Source organism: Ruegeria sp. CDSC068 (assembly GCF_059610545.1).
Genome location: NZ_JBXWNV010000010.1, coordinates 98,386 through 111,042 on the forward strand (window position 1 = coordinate 98,386; position 12,657 = coordinate 111,042).

Sequence of the window (12,657 nt, forward strand, 5' to 3'; positions counted from 1 at the left end):
GTGCCCAAGATCGACGCCCGTTCGCTTTTCTCTCCGACCGTGCTGCTGGCGCTGGCGTTGATGACTGTCATCGTAATGATGATCCTGCCGATGCCCGCATGGGTACTGGATGTTGGCTTGTCCGCTTCATTTGCATTGGCGATTCTGATCTTCACACTGACGTTGTTCATCGAACGCCCGCTGGATTTCTCGTCCTTTCCAACGATCCTGCTTACCTCGCTGATGCTGCGGCTGTCGCTGAACGTGTCCTCGACCAAGCTGATCATCGGTCAGGGCCATACCGGCCCCAGTGCTGCCGGAGACGTGATTGAAGGGTTTGCGAACTTTGTTATGGGCGGCAGCATCTTTCTGGGCCTGGTTGTTTTTGGTGTTCTGCTGATCGTGAACTTCATGGTCATCACCAAGGGTGCGGCCCGCATGGCCGAGGTCGGCGCGCGATTTGCTCTGGACGGAATGCCCGGCAAACAGCTGGCCATAGACAGCGACATGTCCGCCGGGGCTATTGACCATCAGCAAGCCAAAGAGCGCCGCGAGCGTGAACAACAGGAAACCACGTTCTTCGGTTCGCTCGACGGGGCCTCGAAATTCGTCAAGGGGGACGCGGTTGCGGGGCTGTTGATCACGCTTCTGAACCTTGTGATGGGCCTGATTATGGGCGTGATCGTGCAGGGAATGCCCATCTCTGCCGCGTTTGAGACCTATGCCATCCTGACAGTCGGCGACGGGCTGGTTTCGCAAATTCCCGCTGTGATCATCTCGATCGCCTCGGCGCTATTGCTGGCGCGGGGTGGTACTCAGGGTGCAACCGACAGCGCGATTTTTTCGCAACTGGGTCGGCATCCGGCCGCATTGGGCACAGTGGCCATGCTGATGGTCTTGTTTGCGCTGGTGCCGGGTCTGCCCTTTCTGCCCTTCATCCTCGGCGCGGGCGTTCTGGGGTATGCGGCATACTCGGTTCACCGCAAACAAAAGGCCGAAACAGACGCGGAACAGGCACCTTCATCCGAGGATGACACCCCGGTTTCCCAAGCCATCGGGGACATTCTGGATCTGGATGATGTTCATCTGGAATTCGCCCCTGATCTTGTCAGCATGGTTCTCAACCCCGGCACCGGGTTGGACGCACGAATTGCCAATATGCGCACATATGTCGCCTCGGGCTTTGGACTGATCCTGCCTGACATCCGCCTGACCGACCGGGCAGAACTTCCACTGGGAACCTATGTGATCAAGGTACAGGGGGTCGAGCAGGCGCGCGGTGTTCTCAACCCAGATCTGGTATTGGCGCTGGTGCAGGACGGCCATGACATGCTGCCCGAAGGCAATGATGTGACCGAACCTGTTTATGGCGCCCCGGCGCGCTGGATTCTACCAAAGGATCAGGAAGCCGCGGCGCTGAGCGGCGCGACCATCGTTTCTCCCCCCGAGATTTTGGCGACTCATCTGCTTGAGATCATCAAACAGAACTTCGCGCGGCTGCTGACTTTGAAATCCCTGCGCCGCCTGCTGTCCGAGATGACACGGCTTAGCGATCCGGTTCGGGCTGAAGCGAACCGCAAGCTGCTGGACGAGCTGATCCCGGACAAGGTGCCGATCGACACGTTACATTCTGTATTACGACTGCTGCTGGAGGAAAAAGTCTCGATCCGTAACATGGCCCTGATCCTTGAAACTGTGGCTGAGGCGCGCCTAACGACGACCCAACCCGAAGGGATTTGCGAACTGGTCCGGCAGAGATTGGGTTTCCAGTTGGTTGCCGACATGAAGCGGGGAGACGGTTCCATTCCGCTGATCCAGCTTGCGCCTGAATGGGAAGACACGTTTGCCTCGTACCAGATCGACGCGCCCAACGCCGGATTGGATGTCGCCCTGCCGCCGAACCTGTTCAACAAACTGGCAGATGGTGTCGTCGAAACCGTCTCGCAATCCGCTGATCACGGGGTGTTCCCGGCCGTCGTGACCTCGACCCGCCGGCGTCGACTGCTGCGCACGATCATGCAGGCGCGGGGGGTGTCGAATCCGGTCCTGTCCTTTGAGGAAATCGGGCTCGAGGCCAGACCCGCTTTGGTCGGAACGATACCCGCATGATCGCCGTGCCGCCCGCATTGCTACCGGAACTGGCAGATGGCCTGTGGCACCTCTTTGCTGTCTTCCTGCGCGTGTCGGCGCTGGTATCGCTATTACCCGCCTTCGGGGAACGCAGCATTCCAACCCGCGTCAAGCTGGGGATCGCCGCGGCATTTACACTGATCGTTACGCCCGCTGTTCCTGCGCCCGACCACGGGCAAGGTGTGTTGCCTTTGGTGCGGATGATTGGCACCGAAACACTTGTCGGATTGGCAATGGGCATTGGTTTGCGTTTGTTCGTGCTGGCCTTGCAAACTGCGGGGTCCATCGCGGCGCAATCGACATCGCTGTCACAGATTCTGGGCGGGGCCGCTGTCGATCCTGTTCCTGCAATGGGATATCTGTTGACACTCGCAGGTCTGACATTGGCGGTTCTGCTGGGCCTGCACATCCGCGTTGCGCAGTTCTTGATCCACAGTTACACGCTGTTTCCAATGGGCGTTGTTCCACTGGCACCGGACCTGTCGCAGTGGGGCGTGCAACAAATCGCGCGCAGTTTTGGTCTGGCGTTCAGCCTGGCCATGCCCTTTGTCATCGCGTCGCTGATCTATAACCTTGCGCTTGGGGTCATAAACCGGGCGATGCCGCAGTTGATGGTGGCCTTTGTCGGCGCCCCCGCGATCACCTTCGCGGGTTTGTTTCTGCTGTTTGCGGGCACCCCTTTGATCTTGTCGGTGTGGTCCGATGCCCTGTTCGCCTTCATTGTGAACCCACTTGAGGTTGCAAGATGAGCGGTCAGGACGACGACAGTGACAAGTCCTTTGAGGCGACACCGCAAAAGCTGCAGAAGGCGCGCGAAAAAGGGGAAATCGCCAAGTCCAACGATCTGAACGTCGCGGCGGCCTATGTCGGTTTGCTGATTGCCATGCTTGCTGCGGGGCAATTCGCTGTGGACCGTATGGGCACATTGTTCGTCGTGTTGATTGATCAGGCAGATGATTTTGGCCAACTGCTGACAACAGGTTCGACTTCCAGCCCCGTGGGGGGGATGCTGCAGACGGCTGCTTGGTCTGTTTCGATCCTGTTTGGCCTGCCTGCTGCCGCCGTCCTGCTCAGCCTGATTTCGCAACGTGCGCTTGTTTTTGCGCCCACCAAGCTGAAACCCAAGCTGTCGCGCATTTCGATACCGTCCAATGCGAAGAACAAGTTCGGACGCAGCGGCTTGTTCGAATTTGGCAAGAGCTTTGCAAAATTGGTGATTTACTGCACATGCTTGGCGCTTTTCCTGCGAGCCAACCTCAGCGAGATTCTGTCCGCAAGCGCGACCCAAGCCCAGTCTTCAGTGATGTTTATGATGAATCTGCTATTTCGGTTCATGTTCATCGTCATTGCGGTGGCTCTGGCCATCGGGGTGATCGATTTTATCTGGCAATACGCCGAACATATGCGCAAGAACCGGATGTCGCGCAAGGAAATGCAGGATGAGACCAAAGATGTCGAAGGCGACCCGCATGTAAAACAACAGCGCCGCCAGCGCGCCCAGGACATCGCAACCAATCAGATGATGGCCGAAGTGCCAAAAGCCGATGTTGTGATCGTCAACCCAACCCATTTTGCCGTCGCGCTGAAATGGTCCCGGACCGCCGGATCGGCACCGGTCTGCGTGGCAAAGGGCGTGGATTCCGTCGCAGCCGCCATTCGCGAGGCCGCCGGGCATGCCGACGTCCCAATCCACCCGGATCCGCCGACGGCGCGTGCTCTGCATGCCACGGTCGAGATCGGGCAGCAGATCTCGGAAGAACATTACCGCCCCGTCGCCGCTGCAATCCGGTTTGCCGAGGCGATGCGCAAACGGGTGAAGGGGCAAATCTGATGAAACGCACACAGCTGCAGGATCTGGCCAAAGTGACCGAAGCCTCGTTTCAGCGAGAATACCAATCCCTGCGCCCGGTGCTGGAGGCCGAGGCACGGGTACAACAACAATTGGCCCGACTTGACGCCCAAGTCCAACAAACCCGGCAAGAGACAGCGTCTGCAGAAGGTTACCGTGTTACCGGCACAGATGTTCTCTGGAACGGGTGGGAATCGGCGTCACGCAGGCAGCTCAACATGCAACTTGCGCGGTTACGAGCACAAAAGCTGACAGCCCTTGCGAATCTGCGCGTCGCATTCGGGCGCAAGCAGGCGGTTTCCAACTTATGCAAAAAACACCAGTAAGGACCTGCCAGTGATCCAACCAAGGCCCGCCGACCCGTCACGTATCCTGACGGTTCACACTCATGATCAGAACCTTTGAAACATCGTCCCCCAAATCCTTGCGCGCCTCATCTAGCAGCGCCCCGCGTAAGACGCCCAAGTTATCCGAGCGGGTGAAGTTCCCGTCAAAGCCACCGGTATTGGCGTGGTCGAACAGCACCTGTAAAAAGCGGTCACGCAGCTTGGGTTCCGAGGCATAGAACGGCTCGGCCATTCCAGGTGTGACCTCAAGGCTTAGCGACATGGTGACGAGTGCTGCAATCCGATCAGATTCCACGATCGGAACCACGAATTGCTTGGTCAGCTTCAGATACTCATAAGAACCCGAACCTTCCTTTTTGTCCGCTTTGCCGGACTTTTTTGTCGTGGTATTCGGGTCCTTCTTCCTAGTCTTGTCTTGTTTTGACTCGACGTTCATATCTTTGGCAACGTCTGCCTTTTTGTCCGAAGGGGCCAGAAACACGCCTGCCGCGATGCCGCCACCCAAGCCCGCGAAAAGAAGGACGACCGGGAACAGTTTTTTCATCACTCTCTCCTCAGAATGGCAAAATTGAATCCAGGATTTGCTGCCCGTAACGGGGCTGCTGAACGTCAGTGATCTGACCGCGACCACCGTAGGACACGCGCGCCGACGCGATCTTGTCATAGGTAATCTCATTCTGGCGCGAGATATCCTGAGGGCGCACATAGCCCGCGACCAAAAGCTCACGCAGTTCAAAGTTGACGCGCAATTCCTGCGAGCCCGAGATCGAAAGCACCCCGTTTGGCAAAACATCAATCACGGTCGCGGCCACCCGCAATGTCAGCTTTTCTTTTCGCTTCACTGATCCCTTGCCTTTGCTGGTCGACGAGGAATCGATCGACACGGCTTCGTCCAGGGATGCGCCATTTGGCAGGTGCTCGGCCGCGCGTTGCGGCAAGCCAAACAGCCCCGGCACCTCAAGACTTTCCGAGCCGCTACGGGATCGGTTGGTGTCATTCGATATCTCGGCCTTTTCGTCCAGCTCGATCACGACCGTCATGATGTCCCCTTTCTTGATCGCGCGCTGATCTCCCAGCAGGGACTGCTGGCCACCGCTCCAAAGCGAGGACTTGTAAACGTTACGCGCCGGCTGCGTATGCAAGGGCAAGCCGGGCCAAAGCATCGCCACATGTTCCGGCGATTCATCATTGGGCGTAAAGCTTGGCGGTTTGCCAAGGTGATCCACGCGGCCACAGGCCGACACGATGAGAACGGCAACCAACAGAGTTTTTGAAAGTGCAGACATCATTTTACCTCAATCTGGCCGTTCGGCCGGATACTTCCGGTGACGGTTGTGCGTGACGACAGGTTCATGACCCGGATACGATCCCCGACCGCGCCGCGGCCCAATGCGCGACCTTCGGCGGTGATGGACAGGGGGCGGCGGTCAAAAACAAGAACGACAAGATCGTTTCGATCCACAATTGCCGGAGGACCGAAATCGCCCTCACGAATAGGACGCCCGGGGTAGAGGGCGACGCGCGCCTCTTGTCCGATCAGAAAGTCCGCATCGCTCACCGCGTTTGGAACCATCTGATCCTTGGTTTCCAGGTCAGTGGCTGAAATGATTTCCTTGACCCGGATGGTGCGTTTCGACACCACAATTTCAGCCATTGCCGGGATCGGAGCCGCCAAGGCCAGAACAAAACTCAGAACCCGCATCACCGCACCTGCGTCGTTGCGCTCATCATCTGATCGACAGCGGATATGACCTTGGCATTCATTTCATATCCTCTTTGTGCCTCGATCAGTTCGGTGACCTCGCGCACCGCATCGACCGAACTGTCCTCAAGATAGCCCTGCCGCAGCGTGCCCACCCCATCCTCTCCAGGTGCGCCAACCACAGGCGCGCCCGAAGCTTCGGTTTCCTTGAACAGGTTGCTGCCAATCGCCTCGAGCCCCTTGGCGTTGGAAAAACTGGCCAGGGTGAACTCTCCCAGCAGTTGCCCCTCTGGCGCGTCGTCGAAATAGGCATAAACCTCGCCCGCTGGGTTAATCGAGATCGACCGCGCATCGTCAGGAATGGTAATTTCGGGTGCTACGGCAAACCCGTCCGAGGTTACGATCAACCCCTCAGCGGATCGATTCAGGCTGCCATCGCGAGTATAGCCGGACTGTCCGTTGGGCAGCGTCACCTCCAGATAACCGCGCCCTTCGATTGCAACATCCAGATCGCTTCCGGTGGCTGACAGGGCGCCCTGCGACAGCTGCGCGGTCACGGCAGCCGGGCGCACCCCAAGGCCCAATTGGATACCCGTTGGCAGAACCGTGCCGTCATTGGCATTGACCGCACCCGGCCGCGCCATCTGCTGATAGTGCAGATCGGCAAACTCGGCCCGCCGCGCGTTGTAGCCCGTAGTGTTCATGTTCGCGAGGTTGTTCGAGATCGTCTCGACCCGCATTTGCTGCGCCGTCATTCCCGTTGCCGCAATTTTCAAAGCTCGCATGTCAAATTCTCCTTGTTCAAATCATCGCATCAGCGCCTTGAGCGCACCGCGCACCCGTTCGTCTTCGGCTTCCAGAAAGCTCTGACCCAATTCATAGGCGCGCTGGATTTCGACCATGCGCGAGACCTGCGCGATGGCATTCACATTCGATCCTTCGAGAAAACGGTGAACGACCACCGGCTCTTCGACTGGTTCAATGTCACCCTCGGCTCGGAACTGCGTGCTGCCTTCACGCATCAGCGTTTTAGGATCGGCAACGCCGTAAACCCCGATCTGGCCCAGCAATTGCCCGTCGACACTCAGCGTGCCGTCGCTGCCGACATCAATGGATGACGCATCAGGCGGGATAAAAACGGGCGCGCCATTGCTGTCCAGAACGCGGTGCCCATCCATGGTCACCAGATCCCCGTCCGCACTGGACGAGAAAGCACCAGCCCGGGTCAGCCGATTGCCCGCCGGGGTTTCGACCATAAAGAACCCATCCCCTTCGATGGCAAAGTCGAACTGCCCTCCGGTTTCGGTCAGCACGCCTTGCTGCAGCGAAGTATTGCGCACTTCGGCACGGCTCATGGACAGGGATGGATTTCCGGGCATATCGCGCACGAATTCCGAGAACACCAAACCTTGCGCGCGGTAGCCCGTGGTATTTGCGTTGGCGATGTTGTTCGCGACCAGCCGCATTTCGTTTATCAGACCCGATTGCCGGGACAGGGTGACATAGGCGGTATCCATCAACGACCTCCTGCGATTAAAGGGATGAGTGTTCCTGAAAAAAAGGTGACCAGCGTCTGGGTCATGAATCCCATGGAAATCCAGAACACGATGACTATGGCGATCAGTTTGGGCACAAAGGTCAGCGTCATCTCCTGCACCGAGGTCAGCGCCTGGAACAGACCAACGATCAGGCCCGAAACCAGCGCCACCGCCAGGATCGGAACCGAGGTGATGACCGCGACCCAAAGCGCCTGACGTACGATGTCATAGAACAGACCTTCGCTGAGCATTGCGTCAGACCGGCATCCGCAGGATTTCCTGATAGGCCTCGACCACCTTGTTGCGCACGATCACAGCCGTTTCCACGGCCAGTTCGGTCTGCGCCAGCGCCTGAACCAAGGCATGCGGATCCGCATGCCCGGTCATTGCGGCCTGCGACATCTGCTCGGACTGTTTCAACGTCGCCGCAAAATCCTGAAACCCAGACCGCAGCCCCTGCGCCATTCCGGCATGGTCTGGATCAGCCTGCGTTGCCGGGCGCGCGCCTGCATAACTCTGGGCCGCATTGATTGCTCGGATATCCATTCTGGTGTCCTTTACTTTCTGAGGAGGTCCATCAGGCTCGACGACATCTGACGTGTCTGATCGAACATCTTGAGGTTGGCTTCGTAACTGCGCTGCGCCTCGCGGGCGTCGGCGATCTCGATCATCAGATCGACGTTCGAGCCGCGAAAATGGCCTGTGTCATCGGCCATCGGATGACTTGGGTCATAGACGCGCGACAGCGCGCGGCGGTCCAGCTTGACCCGCCCTGCCTGCACCATTTCTTTGCCGTCTTTGTTCACGGCTTCAAACGGGACCGTCTTGCGCCGATAACCCGGTGTATCCGCGTTCGAGATGTTTTCGGACACATGGCGCAAACGCGCGGCCTGTGCGCGCAAGGCGCTGGCAGAGGTGGTCAGAGAATGGGAAAAGTCACTCATCCTACGGCCCCCTTATGCCCGGCCGACGCTGCTGCGCAGAATGTTCATTGAAGATTTGTAGATCGCCAGGGCGCGGTCATGCTGACGCTTGACTTCAACGCCTTTTAGCATCTCTTCCTCGACGGAAACGCCATTGCCGTTTGGGTCACCCGAAGGGGTGGCTTCAATCTCAGCCCAGGGCTTTGGGCCACCAACACCATTCAGATGTCCCGCCCGCGTGGCAGTCATTGCGACCTCACGACCCGAGCTTTCGAATGCTTTTTGAAAGGCCTCGATATCGCGGGGCTGGTAGCCTGGCGTATCCGCGTTGGCCATGTTTCGTGCGATGACGGATTGCCGTTGCCCGGCATGTGTTGCCATTGCGTACGCGGTCTTAAAGACGTTCAGGTCATAGAACATCGGGGCTTCTCCCTCGATCAATTTCAATCAAGGCTTAACCCCGATTCCTTTAAAAACCGTTTTCAGAAACCGTTGGAGAACCCACGATGTCCGATCTCGACCCGATGCTATTGAAATGTGAAATCGACCGCCTGACTGCCACACGCCATATGGGGCATGTGGCCAGCGTCGCGCGCGGGTTTATAGAAGTTGATGGCCTCGCAGCGCATGCGCGGATCGGGGATCATGTGACCTTACGCCGACGCAATGGGCCGGATCTAGCAGGCGAGATATTGCATGTCGAATCGGATCTGATTCACATGCTGCCCGCCACGGCACCGGACGGGGTCTGCCTTGGTGACAGAGTGATTCTGAACCAAACACCAGCCTTTGCGCCGGGAATGCACTGGTTGGGACGGGTGGTCGACCCGTTTGGCAATCCATTGGACGGAAAACCGCTGCTGTCGGGAATTCAGGAGCAGGACATAATGCAAGCCCCTCCACCTGCGGTCGATCGCAAACCTTTGGGTCAACGAATGGAGACTGGTCTTGCGATGCTGAACACTATGCTGCCCATCGTTCTGGGTCAGCGCATTGGACTGTTCGCCGGTTCGGGCGTGGGAAAGTCCACTTTGCTGGCGACTCTGGCGCGGTCGATGCAGGCGGATGCAGTTGTCGTCGCGCTGGTCGGTGAGCGTGGGCGCGAGGTCAACGAGTTTGTCGAACATGCACTGGGTTCCGACGGAATGAAGCGGTCAGTCGTCGTGGCCGCAACGTCTGATCAGTCCGCCCTGGCGCGCCGCCGATGTGCCTGGTCCGCGATGTCGGTAGCAGAGTATCTGCGAGACCGGGGGCTGAATGTCCTGTTCCTGGTCGATTCCGTCACCCGTTTCGCCGAAGCGCATCGCGAGATTGCTGTTGCTACAGGTGAGCAACCGTCGCTTCGCGGGTTTCCACCTTCAGTGACCCCATTGATTGCGGGCCTTTGCGAGCGCGCGGGTCCGGGCACCGGCGAACAGGGCGACATCACCGCCGTATTTAGTGTTTTGGTCGCAGGATCGGACATGGATGAACCAATAGCCGATATCCTGCGCGGTGTACTGGACGGCCACATTGTCCTGAGCCGCGAGATTGCCGAGCGTGGCCGGTTTCCCGCGATCGACCTCAGCCGCTCTGTCTCGCGCAGCCTGCCCGGTGCGGCCACAGAGGAAGAAAACCAGTTGATCTCGCAAGCCCGCCGACTGGTTGGCAGCTATGAACAGTCCGAAGTCATGATCAAAGCCGGGCTCTATTCCGAGGGCGCCGATCCGCTGTTGGATCAGGCCGTGCGCGTGCATGATGAGCTGGACGCCTTTTTCGCCAAGCCCGAAACAGATGGAATCAAAAACAGCTTTGATCGCCTGCAACTGATCCTGCGCCGCGCCGGAGCCGCCTTGGTGTAGCGGCGATATCGCGACAGTTTTAAACGTTAAGCCCGCCTTAAGACCTGCACTGCTACCCCGGTAGCGGGTGATAAAAAGGTGGTGGAGATGGGTGCGCAATCCAATGCGGCGCCAATCATCATCAAGAAGAAACGTGTGTCCGGTGGCGAAGGTCACCACGGTGGCGCGTGGAAAGTCGCATATGCCGACTTTGTCACGGCCATGATGGCGTTCTTCATGTTGATGTGGCTGCTGAATGCAACGACGGAAAAACAACGCAAAGGACTGGCGGATTACTTTTCGCCTACAATCCCGGTGAATCCGGTGTCAGGCGGCGGTGACGGCGCCTTTGGCGGCAACAATATGTTCTCTGAAAAGACCATGGTGATGGATGGTTCGGGCGCCAGCCAGAAAAGCCCGACGGTTGCCCGGCAGGCGCGCGGTTCGGTCGGCGTGAACGCGGAAGGTGGTAAAGAGACCGTCGAGGATTTTTCGACACTCGAAGCCGAGCTTCTGGGGCGCACGGGCGAAAGTCTGGTTTCGGACAAGGTCCGGAAACATATCGTCACACGCGTCACTGACGAAGGCTTGGTTGTCGAGCTGTTCGATACCGAGGATCAACCGCTGTTCGAATCGGGAACCGACAAGCCCACCGCCATGATGCGCGCGCTCGCCTTGCTGGTGGCGCGATCTTCGGACCTGGTGCAGAACTCCATTGCTGTCGAGGGACATGTGCGTGCCTCGCCGGTCGTTCTGGCGCAAAACCCGGCCTGGGATTTGTCGACGACCCGCGCTCAGGCCGTGCGCCAGATGTTGCAAGGTAAGGGTCTGGCTGCCGAAAGGCTGGATCGGGTCACGGGGCACGCAGACCGCGAGTTGACGGCCAAAAACCCGATGGCGGTTCGCAACAACAGGATCGAGATCATTTTTCTGCGCACGCCGTAGAATTCAAAAGGATAGAACGCATTTTACCTGTTAGCGTGCTGTTAAGGGCCAGTACGTTAGCTGTTGCATCACGTTTTGACGCAACAGAAGGGCGTGCCAATGACAATTTCCTCTTCGCTGAATGCCGGTGTGGCCGCTTTGAAGGCCAACGCGAACCGGCTGGCGACCATCTCTGACAATATCGCCAACTCGTCCACCTTTGGCTACAAACGGGTTGAGACCGACTTTCACTCGATGGTCACCTCCGGTCAGGGCGGAAGCTATTCGGCAGGTGGTGTCAGAACCACAAGTCAACGCATGATCGACCAGCGCGGATCGCTGGTCACAACGAACAATTCAACCGACCTGGCAGTGCGCGGCCGTGGCCTGCTACCCGTGCGGCCCAGCTCTCAGGTGGCGTCAAACTCGAATGAAATGCTTCTGACCACAACCGGCTCGTTTCGCACCAATGAGCAGGGTCATCTGGTAACGCAATCGGGGCTTGTTTTGTTGGGTTGGCCCGCTGGCCCGGACGGATCGATCCCTAATGTGCCAAGGGATACACCAGCTGCGCTGGAACCCGTCAAACTCAGCGTCAATCAATTGACCGGCTCGCCGACCACAAGCATGAACCTGCGCATGAACCTTCCGGCCACGGCGACGGATGCCGGCGCACCGGGTGACGCACAGCCTTTGTCGGTTGAATATTTTGACAACCTCGGAAAATCAGAATCCGTAAACATTGAACTGGTCCCGACTGTGCCCGGAACAGGATCCAGCAATGAATGGACCATGACGCTGCGCGATACCGCATCTGGCGGTGCGGTGATCGGAGAGTACCGCCTGACCTTCACCGACAGCCGAACCGCAGGCGGCACGCTGGCCAGCGTGACTACCATTTCAGGTGGTGCTTACGATCCGGCAAATGGCAGTTTTGTGGTAAACGTAGATGGTGGGCCGATGGAGATTAATATCGGTCAGATTGGCGACAAAGATGGGATTACCCAGCTGTCGGATACATTTGCCCCAGTATCAATCACGCGCGACGGTGCCCCGGTTGCGACGATGACCGGCGTAAAGGTGGACGAAAACGGTTACGTCTACGCGCAATACGACAGCGGTGTCAGCCGGCGCGTGTACCAGATTCCGCTTGTCGATGTTCCCAACCCGAATGGGCTAACGGCGCTGGATAATCAGACCTATGCCCCATCCCGCGACAGCGGAACGTTCTTCCTTTGGAACGCGGGCGATGGGCCAACGGGCGATCTGGTGTCCTTTGCGCGCGAAGAATCGACGACAGATATTGCAACTGAACTGACATCAATGATCCAGACGCAGCGGGCATTTTCCTCAAGCGCCAAAGTGATCCAGACAGTCGACGAGATGCTGCAGGAAACGACGAATATCAAACGTTGATCTGGGGCATTCAGCTAGGGAAAGGACCT

General features: G+C 58.2%; 16 protein-coding genes. 7 read left to right on the top strand and 9 right to left on the bottom strand.

All coding sequences use genetic code 11. The features are described 5' to 3' along the window. From flhA to AC2FID_RS18690, 4 genes are read left to right on the top strand one after another with little or no spacing between them, the layout of a single operon-like run. The gene (flhA, locus tag AC2FID_RS18675) at window positions 1-2,088 is read left to right on the top strand and encodes a flagellar biosynthesis protein FlhA (RefSeq protein ID WP_496838126.1); all 2,088 of its coding nucleotides are present in this window, start codon (window positions 1-3) and stop codon (window positions 2,086-2,088) included. Then, entirely contained in the window at window positions 2,085-2,858 is a 774-nt protein-coding gene (locus AC2FID_RS18680) for a flagellar biosynthetic protein FliR (protein WP_496758006.1), read from the top strand. The genes flhA and AC2FID_RS18680 overlap by 4 nt, the downstream gene beginning before the upstream one ends. Further along, entirely contained in the window at window positions 2,855-3,940 is a 1,086-nt protein-coding gene (gene flhB / locus AC2FID_RS18685) for a flagellar type III secretion system protein FlhB (RefSeq protein ID WP_496838128.1), read from the top strand. Before AC2FID_RS18680 ends, flhB begins: the two co-directional genes overlap by 4 nt. Next, on the top strand, window positions 3,940-4,284 hold the full coding sequence (locus AC2FID_RS18690; RefSeq protein WP_496838130.1) for a hypothetical protein: 345 nt from the start codon (window positions 3,940-3,942) through the stop codon (window positions 4,282-4,284). Before flhB ends, AC2FID_RS18690 begins: the two co-directional genes overlap by 1 nt. 37 nt (window positions 4,285-4,321) lie before the next feature. On the opposite strand, the gene AC2FID_RS18695 is transcribed toward AC2FID_RS18690, so the two are convergent. From AC2FID_RS18695 to AC2FID_RS18735, 9 genes are read right to left on the bottom strand one after another with little or no spacing between them, the layout of a single operon-like run. Further along, window positions 4,322-4,849, bottom strand: coding sequence for a flagellar basal body-associated protein FliL (locus AC2FID_RS18695; RefSeq protein ID WP_496838132.1), 528 nt, complete (start codon window positions 4,847-4,849; stop codon window positions 4,322-4,324). Between the two features lie 10 nt (window positions 4,850-4,859). After that, a complete protein-coding gene (flgH, locus tag AC2FID_RS18700; RefSeq protein WP_496838133.1) occupies window positions 4,860-5,591 on the bottom strand; it encodes a flagellar basal body L-ring protein FlgH in 732 nt (243 codons plus the stop codon). Further along, window positions 5,591-6,007, bottom strand: coding sequence for a flagellar basal body P-ring formation chaperone FlgA (flgA, locus tag AC2FID_RS18705; protein WP_496838135.1), 417 nt, complete (start codon window positions 6,005-6,007; stop codon window positions 5,591-5,593). Before flgA ends, flgH begins: the two co-directional genes overlap by 1 nt. Further along, on the bottom strand, window positions 6,007-6,792 hold the full coding sequence (gene flgG / locus AC2FID_RS18710; RefSeq protein WP_496838136.1) for a flagellar basal-body rod protein FlgG: 786 nt from the start codon (window positions 6,790-6,792) through the stop codon (window positions 6,007-6,009). Before flgG ends, flgA begins: the two co-directional genes overlap by 1 nt. Window positions 6,793-6,813: 21 nt before the next feature. Next, window positions 6,814-7,524, bottom strand: a complete 711-nt coding sequence (locus AC2FID_RS18715; protein ID WP_282170850.1) for a flagellar hook-basal body complex protein — start codon at window positions 7,522-7,524, stop codon at window positions 6,814-6,816. Then, the gene (locus tag AC2FID_RS18720) at window positions 7,524-7,796 is read right to left on the bottom strand and encodes a flagellar biosynthetic protein FliQ (protein WP_282170851.1); all 273 of its coding nucleotides are present in this window, start codon (window positions 7,794-7,796) and stop codon (window positions 7,524-7,526) included. Before AC2FID_RS18720 ends, AC2FID_RS18715 begins: the two co-directional genes overlap by 1 nt. A 4-nt stretch (window positions 7,797-7,800) precedes the next feature. After that, on the bottom strand, window positions 7,801-8,091 hold the full coding sequence (fliE, locus tag AC2FID_RS18725; protein WP_282120920.1) for a flagellar hook-basal body complex protein FliE: 291 nt from the start codon (window positions 8,089-8,091) through the stop codon (window positions 7,801-7,803). An 11-nt stretch (window positions 8,092-8,102) separates the two neighbouring features. Continuing rightward, on the bottom strand, window positions 8,103-8,489 hold the full coding sequence (gene flgC, locus AC2FID_RS18730; protein WP_496838138.1) for a flagellar basal body rod protein FlgC: 387 nt from the start codon (window positions 8,487-8,489) through the stop codon (window positions 8,103-8,105). A 12-nt stretch (window positions 8,490-8,501) separates the two neighbouring features. Beyond that, window positions 8,502-8,888, bottom strand: coding sequence for a FlgB family protein (locus AC2FID_RS18735; RefSeq protein WP_282120922.1), 387 nt, complete (start codon window positions 8,886-8,888; stop codon window positions 8,502-8,504). A gap of 86 nt (window positions 8,889-8,974) precedes the next feature. Here AC2FID_RS18735 and AC2FID_RS18740 point away from each other — a divergent pair, with 86 nt between their 5' ends. From AC2FID_RS18740 to AC2FID_RS18750, 3 genes are all read left to right on the top strand, one after another. After that, entirely contained in the window at window positions 8,975-10,309 is a 1,335-nt protein-coding gene (locus tag AC2FID_RS18740) for a FliI/YscN family ATPase (protein ID WP_496838141.1), read from the top strand. A gap of 87 nt (window positions 10,310-10,396) precedes the next feature. Then, window positions 10,397-11,233, top strand: a complete 837-nt coding sequence (locus AC2FID_RS18745) for a flagellar motor protein MotB (RefSeq protein ID WP_496699637.1) — start codon at window positions 10,397-10,399, stop codon at window positions 11,231-11,233. A gap of 99 nt (window positions 11,234-11,332) precedes the next feature. Continuing rightward, window positions 11,333-12,628: a flagellar hook protein FlgE gene (locus AC2FID_RS18750; RefSeq protein WP_496838143.1), complete on the top strand. Its 1,296-nt coding sequence runs from the start codon at window positions 11,333-11,335 to the stop codon at window positions 12,626-12,628. Window positions 12,629-12,657 lie beyond the last annotated feature (29 nt).

What these genes read in the sequence shown, in the direction of transcription:
- AC2FID_RS18750 (WP_496838143.1), top strand. Translation starts at nt 11,333, where the DNA reads ATGACAATTTCCTCTTCGCTGAATGCCGGTGTGGCCGCTTTGAAGGCC.
- AC2FID_RS18735 (WP_282120922.1), bottom strand. Translation starts at nt 8,888, where the DNA reads ATGTTCTATGACCTGAACGTCTTTAAGACCGCGTACGCAATGGCAACA.
- AC2FID_RS18695 (WP_496838132.1), bottom strand. Translation starts at nt 4,849, where the DNA reads ATGAAAAAACTGTTCCCGGTCGTCCTTCTTTTCGCGGGCTTGGGTGGC.
- flgA (WP_496838135.1), bottom strand. Translation starts at nt 6,007, where the DNA reads ATGCGGGTTCTGAGTTTTGTTCTGGCCTTGGCGGCTCCGATCCCGGCA.
- AC2FID_RS18740 (WP_496838141.1), top strand. Translation starts at nt 8,975, where the DNA reads ATGTCCGATCTCGACCCGATGCTATTGAAATGTGAAATCGACCGCCTG.
- flgH (WP_496838133.1), bottom strand. Translation starts at nt 5,591, where the DNA reads ATGTCTGCACTTTCAAAAACTCTGTTGGTTGCCGTTCTCATCGTGTCG.
- flhB (WP_496838128.1), top strand. Translation starts at nt 2,855, where the DNA reads ATGAGCGGTCAGGACGACGACAGTGACAAGTCCTTTGAGGCGACACCG.
- AC2FID_RS18720 (WP_282170851.1), bottom strand. Translation starts at nt 7,796, where the DNA reads ATGCTCAGCGAAGGTCTGTTCTATGACATCGTACGTCAGGCGCTTTGG.
- fliE (WP_282120920.1), bottom strand. Translation starts at nt 8,091, where the DNA reads ATGGATATCCGAGCAATCAATGCGGCCCAGAGTTATGCAGGCGCGCGC.
- AC2FID_RS18745 (WP_496699637.1), top strand. Translation starts at nt 10,397, where the DNA reads ATGGGTGCGCAATCCAATGCGGCGCCAATCATCATCAAGAAGAAACGT.
- AC2FID_RS18715 (WP_282170850.1), bottom strand. Translation starts at nt 7,524, where the DNA reads ATGGATACCGCCTATGTCACCCTGTCCCGGCAATCGGGTCTGATAAAC.
- AC2FID_RS18690 (WP_496838130.1), top strand. Translation starts at nt 3,940, where the DNA reads ATGAAACGCACACAGCTGCAGGATCTGGCCAAAGTGACCGAAGCCTCG.
- flgC (WP_496838138.1), bottom strand. Translation starts at nt 8,489, where the DNA reads ATGAGTGACTTTTCCCATTCTCTGACCACCTCTGCCAGCGCCTTGCGC.
- AC2FID_RS18680 (WP_496758006.1), top strand. Translation starts at nt 2,085, where the DNA reads ATGATCGCCGTGCCGCCCGCATTGCTACCGGAACTGGCAGATGGCCTG.
- flgG (WP_496838136.1), bottom strand. Translation starts at nt 6,792, where the DNA reads ATGCGAGCTTTGAAAATTGCGGCAACGGGAATGACGGCGCAGCAAATG.